General features: G+C 38.1%; 12 protein-coding genes. 2 read left to right on the top strand and 10 right to left on the bottom strand.

Features of this window, described 5'->3' with window-relative positions:
- Nucleotides 1-208 precede the first annotated feature (208 nt).
- Entirely contained in the window at nt 209-484 is a 276-nt protein-coding gene (locus ACM5BR_RS04450) for a hypothetical protein (protein WP_416826240.1), read from the bottom strand.
- Between the two features lie 933 nt (nt 485-1,417).
- Between ACM5BR_RS04450 and ACM5BR_RS04445 the strand changes: the two genes are divergently transcribed.
- A complete protein-coding gene (locus ACM5BR_RS04445; protein WP_416826238.1) occupies nt 1,418-2,323 on the top strand; it encodes a LysR family transcriptional regulator in 906 nt (301 codons plus the stop codon).
- Between the two features lie 57 nt (nt 2,324-2,380).
- Here ACM5BR_RS04445 and ACM5BR_RS04440 read toward each other — a convergent pair whose 3' ends face one another.
- Nucleotides 2,381-2,851 (bottom strand): 2,4'-dihydroxyacetophenone dioxygenase family protein, encoded by a 471-nt coding sequence (locus ACM5BR_RS04440; protein ID WP_416826236.1) that lies wholly within the window; start codon nt 2,849-2,851, stop codon nt 2,381-2,383.
- A 344-nt stretch (nt 2,852-3,195) separates the two neighbouring features.
- Here ACM5BR_RS04440 and ACM5BR_RS04435 point away from each other — a divergent pair, with 344 nt between their 5' ends.
- Nucleotides 3,196-3,636, top strand: coding sequence for a YaiI/YqxD family protein (locus tag ACM5BR_RS04435; protein ID WP_416826235.1), 441 nt, complete (start codon nt 3,196-3,198; stop codon nt 3,634-3,636).
- 327 nt (nt 3,637-3,963) lie between these two features.
- On the opposite strand, the gene ACM5BR_RS04430 is transcribed toward ACM5BR_RS04435, so the two are convergent.
- From ACM5BR_RS04430 to ACM5BR_RS04395, 8 genes are all read right to left on the bottom strand, one after another.
- Complete coding sequence (locus tag ACM5BR_RS04430; protein ID WP_416826233.1) at nt 3,964-4,197, bottom strand: hypothetical protein; 234 nt, start codon at nt 4,195-4,197, stop codon at nt 3,964-3,966.
- A 5-nt stretch (nt 4,198-4,202) separates the two neighbouring features.
- A complete protein-coding gene (locus ACM5BR_RS04425) occupies nt 4,203-4,523 on the bottom strand; it encodes a heavy metal-binding domain-containing protein (protein ID WP_416826232.1) in 321 nt (106 codons plus the stop codon).
- Between the two features lie 137 nt (nt 4,524-4,660).
- The gene (locus ACM5BR_RS04420) at nt 4,661-7,861 is read right to left on the bottom strand and encodes a DEAD/DEAH box helicase (protein WP_416826230.1); all 3,201 of its coding nucleotides are present in this window, start codon (nt 7,859-7,861) and stop codon (nt 4,661-4,663) included.
- Between the two features lie 237 nt (nt 7,862-8,098).
- The gene (locus ACM5BR_RS04415; RefSeq protein WP_416826228.1) at nt 8,099-8,806 is read right to left on the bottom strand and encodes a M48 family metallopeptidase; all 708 of its coding nucleotides are present in this window, start codon (nt 8,804-8,806) and stop codon (nt 8,099-8,101) included.
- Nucleotides 8,807-8,834: 28 nt separating this feature from the next.
- Nucleotides 8,835-9,332, bottom strand: coding sequence for a YehS family protein (locus ACM5BR_RS04410; protein WP_416826226.1), 498 nt, complete (start codon nt 9,330-9,332; stop codon nt 8,835-8,837).
- Nucleotides 9,333-9,593: 261 nt separating this feature from the next.
- Nucleotides 9,594-11,171, bottom strand: a complete 1,578-nt coding sequence (locus tag ACM5BR_RS04405; protein WP_416826223.1) for a SagB family peptide dehydrogenase — start codon at nt 11,169-11,171, stop codon at nt 9,594-9,596.
- 20 nt (nt 11,172-11,191) lie between these two features.
- Nucleotides 11,192-13,132 (bottom strand): TOMM precursor leader peptide-binding protein, encoded by a 1,941-nt coding sequence (locus ACM5BR_RS04400; protein ID WP_416826221.1) that lies wholly within the window; start codon nt 13,130-13,132, stop codon nt 11,192-11,194.
- Entirely contained in the window at nt 13,110-15,086 is a 1,977-nt protein-coding gene (locus ACM5BR_RS04395; protein ID WP_416826219.1) for a putative thiazole-containing bacteriocin maturation protein, read from the bottom strand. Before ACM5BR_RS04395 ends, ACM5BR_RS04400 begins: the two co-directional genes overlap by 23 nt.
- Nucleotides 15,087-15,205 lie beyond the last annotated feature (119 nt).

Here is a 15,205-nt window from a genome sequence, read left to right as displayed (position 1 = left end):
TTCACAACGCAAATAAAAATGTTCTTCCACAATCTGGCCATAAAATGGAAAAAGCACTTTCCTTATTACAGGAAAGCGCCAATGCCAGTTTTCCTATGGAAACTACATCTTGAATAGAGAGTGAATCGGTGATTAGATGAAAACAATAGCTGTCGAGGAGTTCTCGACAGCCTGATAGAAAGCGAAGAGTTCGAATTGTATAATTTTATTAACTTACAAGTTCTTGATCCAATCCTGTCGATAATACTTCTTCTATATATTGAAGCACCTCATGGCCTTCTACATCGTAAAATAACGAATAATAACAGATATAATCAGTTTTAAGCATATTTTCTTTTATATCTTTTTGATCAATAGAATCAAGAATATGTAACTGGATTTGATCATTCTCATACTCCCCAGCAGCCAAGAAACACTCATCTTTAAATGTAAACACAATATTATAATAGCCATCATACTGATTCGTTTGTATAATTTTAAACATAGTAATCCCCCTAATATTGTTATTTCACTAATTCTCAAGCTGATATATACCATTCTAAACAACAATAGTTAAAAATTTTGTCAATTCTTCTCCTGAACGACAAATTTTTTTCTGTTCTATCAAAAAATTAAAAGGGCAGCACCTTTACTCATCTCCATAGTAATCTTCAAAGCTACCACCTCATTTGTATTTTTATAGCTTTAACATAACACAAAAAATGGTAGCTGAGTTTTAGCAATTTTTTCGGTAAAACACTTTCTCTTAATCGTCTATGATTAAGTGTGGTTGCAGTGTGCTTGTTAAACTAAACTGCTCTTTAGTTTAAATAGAAACCTTCACAATCTCAATAGAGTAAACACTATTGAAATAAGGATCGATACCTAACGTTGTAAATCCTCATTTTCCTGACGCTACCCCTACTCGGGATAATTGCTGGCAGCCCAGGAGCTCACCGTATTTTCCTTGCCATTCAATCTAATTACCATCGCATTTTATTTCCAAGATATCTATTTATCTTTCAAATTTCAAGGTTTAAAGGTCGTTTTTGCAGGAGAAGAAATGAGATAGTTTATTAGTAGTATTTTTCGACTACTATCATCATATTACATAATATGGTAAATGAAATTTTGTAATAGTTCATCCTTAAGAATAAAAGTGCTGACGAAAAATGAGACCACTGAAATCGTTTTTTCGCACAAATAATCTCCCTTTCCATTCTACTGGTCCTTGAATTTTTTCCATTAAGATGGATCCCATAAATAATCCTCCTTCATTCTCTGCACTAAATTTTAGAGGTTAGCAAATGATGATTATCGTTACAATTGGTATTATTTTGAATTTTATCTTGATTATACTCATCAATTGTATTTAAATAAAATTACAGAATTTTACTTGCAAGTAAGTATTACTAATGTTGAAATAGGGTGAACCGCCATGAACTTTGAACATTTGCAATATATTGCGGAAGTAGCAAAACACAATTCTTTATCTATAGCTGCACAGAATCTTCATGTGACCCAATCCGGTATCAGTCAGTCTATTACCAGCTTAGAAAAAGAGTTGGGACTAAAAATTTTTAATCGATCACGGGGACATGGTGCAGTACCAACTGATGAAGGCAGAATCATTCTGAAACAAGCTTATGAAGTGCTGAGAAAGATGGAAGAAATGAAAGAGACAGCTAATTCATTAACCTCTACGGAAGTGGGAGAACTACAGGTATCTTCCGCCCCCGGAATGACAACGTTTTTAGTAAAAGCTATTGCCGCTTTTAGACACGATTATCCACACGTAAATGTTGAAGTTACTGAAAAATGGGCTCCTACTGTGATTGAAGATGTTCGTCAGCATAAGACCGACATCGGACTGATTACGTATTCAACGGATTTGAACATCAACATGGAAGGAATCGCTTTTGAAGCACTACTTGAAGGAAAACCGAAAGTATATGTTTCTAAGCACTCTCCCTTAGCATTTCTTAATACGATAACTCCGCAAGATCTACTGGATCAGACTCTAGTCACCTATAACAGTGCATTAATGCATTTTTTTGTGCAAGATTTCTTTAAAAAGTACAGGCCCTTGAAAATTTTATTTAGAGCCCATAATATGGATGGAGTTCTCCAAGCCGTTATTGAAGGTTTAGCAATTACATTTTCTGCTGATTTCCTAATGAAAAATTATCCTCCTGTTATAAAGGGTGATATCATTCCCATTGATTTTGCGAATCATGGGCCTGTAAATATTTCTATCGGGTTGGTTCGATCAGAGGTTAAGCATTTATCTACTTTTGCCAACAAATATATTCATCTTCTAAAATCTGAAATTATAAAGAATTGAAAAAGAAAAAAGAGAAGCATCTCGGTCGCACTGGACCCTGAGCTTCTCTTTTTTACTTTAGAATTTAGTCACATCTACAGGTTCGATTCCTTCGACCGCACAGTAGTCATGGTATCTTTTCAGGAATGATTCCCAATTATCTCTCGCAATAATTTCGCCATTCTCACCCAAATAGTCTAATGTTCCTTCTACTATATTGAACGTAATAACGTCTTCATCCCCTAAGCCTTGTGGTGTATGTTTGGAGCCAGCAGGTTCATATACGAGATCACCCTCTCTGGAGATCCAATCATTCTCAATATACCTCCATGCTCCCTTGATGGTATAAACAATGACTGCACCAGGATGAAAATGAGCAGGTAGTTGCATACCAGCGGGAACTTTTAATATGGTAATATTTTGTCCTGTCACCGGGTTTACTTTAAGCAGCTTAAATTGCGCATCTCCAAAATAAGGAACCCAAGGCAAATCGTCTGGATTAACATGATTGGCATTAAATGCTACAACATCTTTTTTTACATTACTCACTTATATCCCCCTCTTCCAATGAAAGATAATCGCCATTCGCAAATTGTTAGCGCTTTCATTCTAAGTAATAAATTAACTATTGCGAATTAACTGACTTTAGTATACTTGTATTTTTTGATCAAATAAAATTATTATTTTTAATTTGTAATTAAGCTGAATTAATATACACCTTCTTCTCATCCTTTGCCAGATGCTACTTTCCTTACTTTTTATATACCGAATAGCTAAAATCAATATACGATTTTTAAAAATGATTTTTGCTTAAGCATCTTCATCGTTTGACAAAATCCTAATCTGCCGTTATTATCACTATCAATTCGAACTGATTTATGGGAGAGATAAAGATGAAAATTTATGTTGATGCAGATGCTTGCCCGGTAAAAGATATTATCATCTCTGAAGGTACGAATGCGGAAATTCCTGTTATCCTTGTTACTAGCTTTTCTCATTTTTCTAATGCGGAACAACCATCAGGAGTGGAAACCATTTATGTTGATTCTGGAGCAGATGCTGCGGATTATCGGATTATAAAGTTAGTAGAAATAGGAGATATAATTGTTACGCAAGATTATGGTCTTGCTTCGCTAGGTTTAGCAAAAGGATGTACGGTTCTTCACCATATAGGCTTTAGCTATACAAATGAAAACATTGACCAATTATTACAAACACGTTATTTTAGTGCAATGGCTCGAAAAAGCGGAAAGCGTACAAAGGGACCAAAACCATTTACATTAGAAGATAGGGAGAAATTTAGGGGGCTTTTTAAAAGAGCGATTTCACGTTAAAAAATAACCGTCCATTTTTAAGGATACACAAGCTGGCCCTTAACATACAGAAAGAGCGCAGTTCTTATTCTGGAATTGCGCTCGATTGTTGAAGATCAAGGTATTGTACAATTTGATTACTATATTTAACTTGTGATACGGTTCTCTATGATAGTGCTAAGTGAGGATATTTTTGTAGGCCAGAGAATTTATTTTTTTCTACGGCTCTTTTAGTATAGTGTTGGTATTGCAACTAAATTAAAAGGCTTCAAATAGATACCTTTCGTTCGTCTAATAAGAAGAATATGAAATAATATCTTTTACTTCTCTACAAACATTCGAGAAAATTTATCTATCATTATCCTCTTCGTGATAAAATCTCTCACCAGTAGTAGGGTTATAGTAAACTCTGAGTTTTTTATTAGTGTTTGGGTCTATGGTTACTTCTTCAGTCCTCTTAAACCCATTTGGGATAGTTGAACCATGATTTTTTCTATATCTCTTATCCAAAAATACTAAGGAAATAACAGCAAAGATTAAAATTCCTACTTCAACAAAAGCATAAATATCAAATATGTGCATATTAATTATTCCTTCTCAATTACAACTGCGGTGCCAAATGCTAATACTTCACTCATATTCTGACCAATCTCGCTAGAGTCAAATCTCATCATTACCACTGCATTTGCTCCCATTGCAGTTGCATTTTTAACTAGTCGGTCTATTGCTTGTTTACGTGCATCTTCAAGCATTGCTGTGTACTCATGAATTTCTCCACCTATTAGACTTCTTAACCCAGCCATTATGTTTCCACCTAATCCACGACTTCTTACAATTAATCCAAAAGCCTGACCTTTTACTTCTACTACCTTGTACCCTGTAATATTTTCAGTTGTAACAACTAGCATTGAATTTTCCTCCTTTTGAATCACATTAGATTACAGCTATAAACTTATTCCATTATACAAGAAGCTGATAAAAGGCACTACACGGTACGATAGTAGTGCCTCTGTTTTATTTATTATCAAAAAAGATAAGTCTATATTTATACCATCAAAATTTCACGAATATCCTCTTCGGTTAAAGTTGTGGACGCTTTTTCTTCAAAATCAATAATGTCTGCAATGAGATCTCTCTTTTTTTCTTGGAGCTCGTTCATCTTTTCTTCAATTGTGCCATGGGCAACAAGCTTGATAACCTGTACAGCATGTTTTTGACCCATTCGATGAGCTCGGTCTGCTGCTTGCTCCTCGACCGCAGGATTCCACCAAAGGTCATATAAGATAACTGTATCTGCACCTGTTAGGTTTAGTCCTGTACCTCCTGCTTTTAAGGAAATAAGAAACAAATCTCGTTCACCATCATTAAATCGATTGCAGATTTCCACTCGTTTTTCTGAAGGGGTTTGTCCATCAAGATAGAAATACGTTTGACCTCGCATTGTTATCTCTCTGCCTATCAGCTCAAGCATTTTCGTAAATTGGGAGAATATCAACACTCTTCTTCCAGAAAGTCTTGATTCCTCTACTATTTGTAGCAGCTGCTCGTATTTTGCTGAGCTTCCCTTGTAGCCTTCTACAAACAAGGCAGGGTGACAACAAATTTGTCGCAATCTCGTCAATCCCGCTAAAATTTTAATACGATTTTTTCGAATAGTGTCCTTGTCGAGGTGCTTCAATGTATCATGGCGTAGCTTCGCCAAATATGCAGTATAGAGTTTCTTTTGTTCAGGTAGCAGCTCTGATAATTCAAGCGACTCAATTTTTTCAGGTAACTCGGCAAGCACATCCGCTTTTCTTCTACGAAGTAAAAATGGACGAACCCTTCTGGCAATTGCTTTCCTTGAAAGATGGCTGTATTCCCTTAATCCTTGGAATAGCTGTGGGAAGACAATATGAAAGATCGACCAAAGCTCTTCAAGTGAATTTTCCACTGGTGTTCCTGTAAGTCCAAAACGATTATCTGCCTGTATCCTTTTAACAGCTCGAGCCGTTTGGGTCACTGGATTTTTAAACGCCTGTGCCTCATCAAAGAAAACAGTATGAAACGTTTGGTTCTCATACCCCTTTATATCACGACGTAGTAGCGGGTAGGACGTAATCATGACATCTACATCTTTGGTATCCTTTTGTAGCTCTTCTCGATCCGCTTTATTCCCGTCTATAACGATTGCTTGAAGATCAGGCGCAAATTTCGTTATTTCATATAACCAGTTATATGTTAAGGATGACGGGCAAACAATGAGAACCGGGAGCCCCCTTTCACGAATGCTGGAAAGCTCAGAAACAATGAACGTAATACTTTGCAACGTTTTGCCAAGTCCCATATCATCTGCTAGAACGCCGCCAAATCCGTGACTAGCAAGTACCTTCAACCATTTATATCCGTGTTTTTGGTAGTCTCTTACTATGTTATCTAAACTTTGTGGCACATCGAAATCTAAGTTACCTGGGTTACGTAAATTATCAAGAAACTGACGGAACGATTCCTCTACCGTGAAGACTTGACTATCATCAATAAAATCAAGGTGTTTAAGACTTTGAATAATAGGCATATTTAGACTAGCTTCAAAATCATCTTTCTGAACTGGAACTTCCTTCAGAAAACGACGGATTTCTTCCATTTCCTTTGTCTCGAGAGATAGGAGTGATCCATTTTGCAGGCGGTAATATTTCTGCTTTTCTTCTAGTGCCGCTAAAATCTCTCGAATCTGTTTGTCTGCAATACCGTCCATCTCAAATTTAAATTCCAGCCAATTGATTCGTTCTTTTTTAATCTTCACTCTAATTTTTGGATGAGCATTCTTTCTCAAGATACGATTTCGAACAGCTGTTGTCGCATAAATTTGGACGAGCTGATGAAGCTTTGGAACGACATGATATAAAAACTCATACTCCAATGCTTCATTTTGCATATAATAACCGCCTTCTGTTGTAGAAAATCCACTCTCCTCCATGAGCTGAAGGATTTCCTCTTCCTTTTCCAGATCTCTAATAATCATTGGTCCTGTTGGAATGTCTCGGCTTTCCAATGGTTGAATCACGACATTTTCATAGTGAAATTCTAGTCCTGCAAGCAGTCGATTTTTTAGACGATCCAAGTAAAGCTTGGCAACAAGTGGTGTTTTTATCATCTCTTGAGATAACACTTTAGACAGTTGAACATCGCCAATTCTTTTCAGACCTGGTACGATTTTTTTTAGAAAAAAATCAATTTGTTCATGAGGAATAGGAATGTGATCCGTACCTGGAAAGGCTAGCATTTGCTTTAGTTCGGATAATCGTTCACAGTCCTGCCCTTCTAACCGAAAGACTATTCCGTCACATAGCACAGAACTATAGGAATTCAAAACGACCATCCGGTCAAAGCCTTTAATCGTCAATTGGTAATCATCGCCTTCGATTTCTTCAAATGTAAACTGTATAGGAGGTGGTCCATCCAGAATTCGTAGGCTCTCAAAAGAATGACCATCATGCTCAATCGTTACCAACGGGGTCTTTGTGAGTAAAGGGATAAGTCTCATCCAAGTGGATGGTGGAATAAGTAATGTTTGATTACTAACTGTACAGTCAGAAGGATTCGGTAATGCTTCTAAAAAAGCCTTTTCATCATGAACGACCCGGATAAGTTGATGAATAACCGCATCTGATTCGTTTAAAAAGCAATGAAGGCTTGGGTCATACCTAAATGTAGGGGTTATGTTACTGGGGTCCCCTTGTTTTACGTCCTGAAGAAAATCACGAATATTTTTTAGCTTCGTATGACCAATCGCTACTTCCATTCCAAACAAGGACTGACCTTTTCCTATTGAGAAAGGTTTACATGTGAACTTGACATCAAGTACTTTCCTTTTTTCAAAATGAAGCTGATGTCCACTAGTTCGAGTGGGTTTTTCACGGAAGAGCTTCACGAAGTCTTCTGTCATCTCTCCATAATTGGATTGCGTGCCCTGTGCCCCGACATGTCGTTGCTGTTCATAAATGGCTATTAAAACGGCCGCAATGTGTTGGCAACACTTCCCGAAATTTGGTAACGTAGGACAACTACATTTCGTCTGAATGACCCCTTTCGCATCTTCTTCAATTGTGACATGAAAGTCTTCCGTTCCATTAACGGTGGCTTCACAGAAATCAGGTCTATACTGGTTAAATGTTACTTTACTCGCTTGATAAAAAGATTCTCCTCTTTTGAAGGAGACGGTACCGCACATTTCTTTTATCATCTTGTCATTTACTTTTATATCCATGTACTCCCGCTCCTTCCTTTCTATTTGCCCTAAGGTATCTATATATTCGAAATCTGTACTATTTTTCTTCACTCGTCCTCATTTTATCATGTTCATGTATTCTTTATTTAATTGAACTCATTAAACTAAATCTGCCCGTTAGTGGAACAAGGAAAAGGCGATGCCATATGTAAGCATCGCATCTCATTTTATTTTATTTTTTGTTACATTTGCATTTTGTAACTGGTAATGAGACTGCTAAACAATCATTTTCCAACTTGATAAAGTCAACCAGTTTTCCTTTTCCTTATAGTCAGGCATTATTTTTCCAACAAGACGCCAGAAGGATCGGTCGTGGTTAAGATGAACCATATGGCACATTTCGTGAACGACTACATAGTCGATTACCTCTCGTGGTGCCATTGCCAGTCTCCAATTGAATGTTAACTGCAGTTTTGAATCACAGGTTCCCCAAGTAGTTTTACTATCCGAGATACGAAAAGAACGTGGTTTTGTTTTGAAGTTGCTTTGATAGGAGGATATGCTCTTCGCAACTAATGCCTTACACTGCTGGTAATAAAATCGTTTTAAAGCTTGTTTTATTTTTTCAGTGTCAAGCTGCTTTACATATATATGTAGCTTTTCTTCATTAAACACTACATGTTCTGGCGTTATATTTATATCTTGAAAGATTTGTATGGGATAGATGGTTCCTAAATAAAGAAAACTCTCACCATCCTCATAGACCTTCTTCTGAGGTCCAAGCAGCCTACCCTTCATTTCTATTAATTTTTGCTGAATAAGATCCCATTTTCCCTCTACTAATTGAAGCACTCTATCATCAGGTGTCCCTTTCGGAGCCTGGACCTCAACATTTCCATAACTATCTATCGTAATTCCTATAGACAAACGATTTTTGTACTTGATCTCAAAACGTATTGTCTCACCTAAGTAGGTATGTATCATGTAATCACCTGTAAGATTCTTTCATGCATCATCCTCTGTATTTGACAGCCAACCCTTTTAAGAAATTCCTGGCGTATTTATCTCCGCACTCTTTATAATTCTTATGCCCTTCTTTTCTTAAGAAAGCGCCTAGTTCTCCTTTTGAAACCGTGATTCCTGCTTTTTCGAATATATCCAGCATATCCTCAGAAGTTAATGCCAATGCTATTTTTACTTTCTTTAACAGGAGATTATTAACGTTTGGACTTTTCTTTATAGACGGTTCTGGCGTATCAGGCTGTCCTGGTCTGGGCTCTTGTTTTCCTCTTTTAAAAATAATAAAACCATTTAAAAATGAATCTAACATACTGTTATTACATTTTATTTGATCGTCACTTTCAGCATCATACTCGTCTGATTTTGTGAGAATCTTTATTACTTCTGGGACTGTTACATCCACGCCGCCAAGTTTAAATATCTCTGCCATTTCTTTATTTTTTATTTCCGTTGCATATCTCAATCGAATTAATATATCGTTATTTTCCACAATAGACCTCCAATATTTAAACCTTGATTTATCAAACCAAACAGTACGCTTACATAGTAAAGGAAAAAAAGGGAGGCTCTCCTCCCTCTTCATTCTATGATTGTACCTCTATTGTGTAAATATAAAGCAATACAAGAAGAGTTTCAAGTACATGAAGAGGATCCTATATGTTTCCTAATTGTTTTTAAAATATGAAATATATCAATTTGAAAATGACTATATTATTTATCTGTAAGAAAACCAGATTCATTATTTCTCCATCTAGCTATGCAAACTTCCCTTTAACCAAGCGCGTGGACGGTAGTGGCCGATAGGGATGTGGATTAAACTGGTTTTCCCTTTTGATTCAATCTGGTAAAGTTCGTCACATGATTTAGCATCAAAACCCAGAAGCGGGTGGCCTCCCATCCCTAAAGCATTCGCTGCCAAAAGGAGTCGTTGTACAAGAATACCCGCTTCCATCTGCTGAATCCGGTATCCTCTATACCCCAATTTCTCGATGAGGTGATTCTTGTCTCCAACGACATGGAAACCAAGCGGGACCTGAAACAGATTCACATTATCCAATGTTAATCCATATTGTAAATACTCCCGATAATCACCTGGCGATATTCTATGAAGGGCATTCATCCTTTTGTCATAGGAGTATGCCCCATTTGGAATATCGTCTACATGATAAAAACAACTAAACAAGTCCAAACGAGACTCAATATTTCCCTCTGCTTTGTCAAGGTCATTCTGATATGAAAAGGAAAATGTCTCTTTTAACAAAGTGGCTAATTGTACTTGACTCACTTTCCCTATCAAAAAATCTTCATTAATAGAATACCGCTTCCTGCAAACAGCTGCGAGATCATATGATAAGGGCTCTGTAAATGGCAGCATAACAGTTTCCATGCTTGAAGAAACACTCATCTGATTATCCTGTTCCATCTTCACAAATGCATCTGTTGATTCTACCATCGATGCTTCATTGATCTTTCTTATCATCGGGTAATCTAGTACTCTTTTTGATCGTTGAAAGGATTCATGGATCAACACTGGCAACTCCTGGCATAAAGCACTGGCGCAAACCCTTTCTAGTTTATCACTTTCACCGAAATTATTAACTGGTTGTATTGATAAGGGGATAACCGCATATACACTTTCATTCTGTTCGGATAGCCCTAGTAAATGATTGATCGGTCGATCAAGGAATTGGTAGCATATCCTTGTAGAGAACCCTAACCGATTCGCCACTTCTAACGTTTGCCCAATCAACACACCTGCATCTAACCCTTGCAAACGATAAGAAAAGTTATTATATTTATAAAAGTTTTTCCAAAACATTGTTGAAATAAAAAGGGTTCCAAAACAGTCTGAAATATCACAGTTATTTCCTAGACTACGAGATAAATAGGAGTCGTAATTTCCTTCTCTCAACATTACGAGGCGGTGATGAGCAACGGAGTAATGGTAGATTCCTTCTGGTATATCATCTAACTTTAAATAGACATATAATTCATTGGGGTACATTGCTCCTCCAGAAGGAACAAATCGTCGTAACGATTGGGCAATCATCACATCATTTTCTGTGATCCCATTGGAAAAAGCGGTCTGTGAATATTGAGTAAGGCCATATATATACCATAGAAGATGACCGATGCCCTTAAGACTTGGTTTTACAGCACCTTCCCGTTCCTCGATGAATAACGGTACTTCTGTAGAAAGTGGTATCTCTGGTAAACCACGATACAATTTATAGGAAAGTGGTGCATCTTCCCAATCAACCTGCCAATCCGGCGGAGAGATTTTATCTGGTTCAAAATGCAAATTGTATAGAAATGTGTCTAGATTCAACCTTTAACCTCCTACTCCCATTATGGAAACGGATGAGGATATGGATTTAGATGTCCGTATTCTAACGGATGCTTTGTAAAGCCAAGTTTCATCGGTACGTTTAAGACCCTTTCCAGCCCTTTTACACGAGTAAGGTGATGACCAAATGTCATTGGTAACATTCCTGGAATCAATACTTTTACACAGAATAAACCGTTCCGTTTGATTTCAGGTGTTGACTGGTCAACCACAATAATCTCGAGGTTTAACTGACGAAACCTTTGCAAGATGTCCTCAAGATCATCTTTCAAATCTGTATATTTCGGCTGTGGCTTATATTCCTCTTCAAACGTTCTTAATGGACGGTTATTATCCAATAAAAAATTTAGGCGTTCCTCTGCCTCTGGCAAGCCATACAGCATGCCATGGTCCTCCATCGTCTTTACTTCGAATGGATCTAGTAACATCCTTTCATATTCTTGTCGGTTTTCCTCCAATTTTTCATCATGTCGATACATCATTCCTGCAAGCTCGTAAATTGCACTTTTAACTGCATTTACTGGATCCGGATTTGCTCCGGCTGCACAAATAAGGTTTACACCCGTGGATCTTCTATTTTTTGCGATTGCCCAAACACTTGGAATTTCATGTTCCATCGTTGAATTATAAAAATAGAGGTCATATCCGGAAACCTCTCGCACACGGTCGACCATCAGCATTACCTCTTTATCATTCGCTGAATGAAGGTCCAGACGAGGAAGAGGCAAATTTGCATACCAAGTTATTAGGAATGAATCTCGTTCAATAACTTCCATAATGCCATGGAAAATAGCTTCCTCTAGACTCCCTCCTAATGCACATCCGTTAGACGTTTCATAAACTAAGCCCTCTCTACCGCCTAAACTGTAATAAGCGAGTAGCTCCGGAACCAAAATAGGACGTTCTTGTAAAAACGAATATCCCCATACCCAATTCAATTGGTCATCAGGTTGAAACGGTTTAAATGGAAAATTCACCTTTGCATACTGTTCCTTTTCATGTAAACCTACACGTTCAGGATATAGTGCTATATCCTCCAAATTGCGGTAGCTATCTCGAATGACCGTCTTTTTTCCTCTAGGCTCGATCCCACAATATCGCTCCAAGCCTTCCAAAATGGCTGTCAGCTCACTCAACTCATAAGAATTCGATCGCCCTGCAACTCCCTCATCGGCTCCAAACATCGGCATGTTAACAAGGACATCAGCAAATGGCAGTCTGTAATCCTGCATTTTTCCATTCATGACACCGGTTCGAAAGTCCAAATATTCTTTGGCCAAAACTGATTTTAATTCACTAATAGGACGGCAGCGGTAACTATCCTCACTGATTTTAGGACTAGATTTGATTCTCATTTGTGCTAATGCTGCTGTGTCAGCAGGTAATGGGCTGCATACTGAGCATGATGGATCAGGCAAGAAAAAGTGGTTAGAAGTAAGTAATGTTCTTAGATTCGTAATATACATTCTATTTTCTAAATAGGTACGTTCACCTTTAAGGACCTTCTGTGCCTCTTTGATTATCAATAAGGCCATATGCAATAGTCCAGTTCGAGATGCCCATGCATCACTCCGTATTTCTCCTGCTTCCGCCATTCTTATCTGTAGCCCCCACATTTCCAGCCGATCGGGTCCTGCGATCAAGCGCCGTATGTCAGCACAGCGAGAACATCCTGGTCCATCAGGGAATACGATTGGACCAATGATTCCCTCCCCGAACGAAATAAACCCTCGAAGCCAGGGGATACTAGTAGTCCGAAATTTTTCTTCCGCTTTTTGATGAATCGATGGATGCCAGGCATCGTGTAATACCAAAGCTAATTCTATTTCTTCGGGAACTTCTGCTAAGTTGCTTTGTCGCCTTACGTCATATTGATTAGACAAAAGATCACTGACATAATCTGCTAGTAACCCCTCTCCTTCAATTAGAATTTTGGCAGCCATCAGAATTCCCCCCTCGCAGCTGAACACCAAACACTCCTGCCAGTTCATGTTGCTTTAAAAAAGGTTCAAAGGCAAAATCATAGACGGAAAGTTGTTTGTTATTCCTGTGAAGGACCTGAATGGAGGATTGGAATAGCTCAAATTGTGTCATTTCCTCACAAGAGGGAATGTCAAGTTTAGAAGAATTATTTTTCAAAATAGCTGCTGGCTCTACCAATTGCCTCTCATTGGAATTCACTTGATTTTGAGCATCCATAAGAGCTTGTTGTAATGCACTCCTTAACGCTAATGTTGTATTTAAACCCACCTTTGTGTACCATCTGTCATTTGATCTAATCCATATTACGGGAAAGCCATGTATTTCCTCTTCTACTCCGATCGTCGTTATGCTATTCAAGGTAGTCAGGGCATTTAAATAAAATCGGCAGTGTCGATCTTCTATCGATCCGAGCTCCATACTAAAAATCATATTCAGTTGTTCAACCTTTCTTTTTCTTAATTCTTCCTCTAAATAGGCTTGCAACCCTCGGCAAACAGCCTCTTCGATTGTTTCACCTGCTCCAATACCTATAAATCCGCTTGAAAGGCTTGCACATGCGTTATTGCTGTCTCCCTTCACAAATGAATCAATCATTTGTGAAACATACATTTCAATACCTGTCAGTCCGGCTTCCCGTTGTGCTTCCTCATGAGTTAAACCTCCACAAATACATTCTGTTAGCAGTTCTGCCGGACCTTCTGACAAGGGATTAACTGCTTGAACATAGCACTGTGCAAGCGGTAGCTGGGTCAAATTTTGTTCCTCCCATGTATGAAAAATTCCAGTTTCTTCTGAAGTTAAGCGACTGAAATAGTCTAAGAGGTAACTTGGCGATTCATTTCTTTCCACTTCCTGTTTGAGCCTAACATCCAGATCTTCAACCTGTCTCGGTGTATCCTTTTTAGTCGTTACCATTGGATGTGTTAGGAACGAAAGCCAATCTCCTTCTAGCGTTTCAAGATCAAGAAGGTAAATTTGGTTCCCTTGATTTGATCCCGCAACCCCTGTCACCTTCTTGAAAAATTCGAACACCGAAACATTCGCCAAAAGTGATCCTGCAATCGAAGAGAAAGTTTGGGGCTGCTTATTTGTATTTACTACAGTTTGATGAAGGCGCCGCCAAGCGGACTCCCAGCAGCCATCTGATTCTGGATGAACAAGTGGACCAGCTAACCCCACTTGATCTAAACATATAGTGGGTATAAAGGCTTTCTTTTCTTCTTTACAGACCTGATTTAGATCCTTTATTTCTTTTATATTTCCATCCTGCGATATATACAGAACCCAATCATAGGGCTTCACAGCTTCTCTCCAAAAACTACTCCCCTCTTCTTTTTGAAAAGGTACTACCTCTACTTCCACCTCAGGGTCCGTCATTTTAGCTTTCTCCTCTATTTCATTTAATCGCTGCCGGTTTGTTGGAATGGAATCTGTTACCATGACATGAAATTTAGGTAGTCCTGATTCTAGTAACGATGAAACCAAAGAAACGATGAAGGCGCCAGACCCGATTGTCAGCACTTTAGCTTGTCGGTATTGCTGAAATCGATACGCACCCGATTCCACAAAACTTTCGATAAATTCTATTTGTGTAGCATAGTGATGAAGAACCATCTTGGTTAATTGATGTGGTATATCTTGGCCTATATCTCGAACAAAGCCATTCTTGTACAACGTTTCACCGATCTCATATACCCGGTTCCGATAAGGAGCAGTTAATCCCTCTGTCAAATCTCCCAATGTCTGCTCCCCATTGAACATCGGCATTAGTTTTTCAATCCACTGATAGATGGTGGCACCTTCCATACGGAACGAGCTTATATTATTTCTAAAATAAACACCATTTTTGGGATCAGGGAGAAAAATAGTATCCCTTTTTACCTTTAAACGTGAGGACGAGGTCAGTTTTGTCATTCAGCTCCTCCTTCTTCCTAAAATTCATCCTAATTTTGCACTATCATTTTATGTTCATTTATTTGTCCATTATGATAAACCAAAAAGAAGTGCCCCTGAGCAGATCTGCAGGGACACTT

The organism is Ectobacillus polymachus (genome assembly GCF_048159605.1).
Classification (GTDB): Bacteria; Bacillota; Bacilli; order Bacillales; family Bacillaceae_G; genus Ectobacillus; species Ectobacillus polymachus.
This window is presented reverse-complemented; position numbering and strand designations above follow the sequence as displayed.

Bases quoted from the DNA above. Each gene is read 5' to 3' on its own strand.
- ACM5BR_RS04450 (WP_416826240.1), bottom strand. From the start codon at position 484: ATGTTTAAAATTATACAAACGAATCAGTATGATGGCTATTATAATATT.
- ACM5BR_RS04445 (WP_416826238.1), top strand. From the start codon at position 1,418: ATGAACTTTGAACATTTGCAATATATTGCGGAAGTAGCAAAACACAAT.
- ACM5BR_RS04435 (WP_416826235.1), top strand. From the start codon at position 3,196: ATGAAAATTTATGTTGATGCAGATGCTTGCCCGGTAAAAGATATTATC.
- ACM5BR_RS04430 (WP_416826233.1), bottom strand. From the start codon at position 4,197: ATGCACATATTTGATATTTATGCTTTTGTTGAAGTAGGAATTTTAATC.
- ACM5BR_RS04425 (WP_416826232.1), bottom strand. From the start codon at position 4,523: ATGCTAGTTGTTACAACTGAAAATATTACAGGGTACAAGGTAGTAGAA.
- ACM5BR_RS04420 (WP_416826230.1), bottom strand. From the start codon at position 7,861: ATGGATATAAAAGTAAATGACAAGATGATAAAAGAAATGTGCGGTACC.
- ACM5BR_RS04415 (WP_416826228.1), bottom strand. From the start codon at position 8,806: ATGATACATACCTACTTAGGTGAGACAATACGTTTTGAGATCAAGTAC.
- ACM5BR_RS04400 (WP_416826221.1), bottom strand. From the start codon at position 13,132: ATGGCTGCCAAAATTCTAATTGAAGGAGAGGGGTTACTAGCAGATTAT.
- ACM5BR_RS04395 (WP_416826219.1), bottom strand. From the start codon at position 15,086: ATGACAAAACTGACCTCGTCCTCACGTTTAAAGGTAAAAAGGGATACT.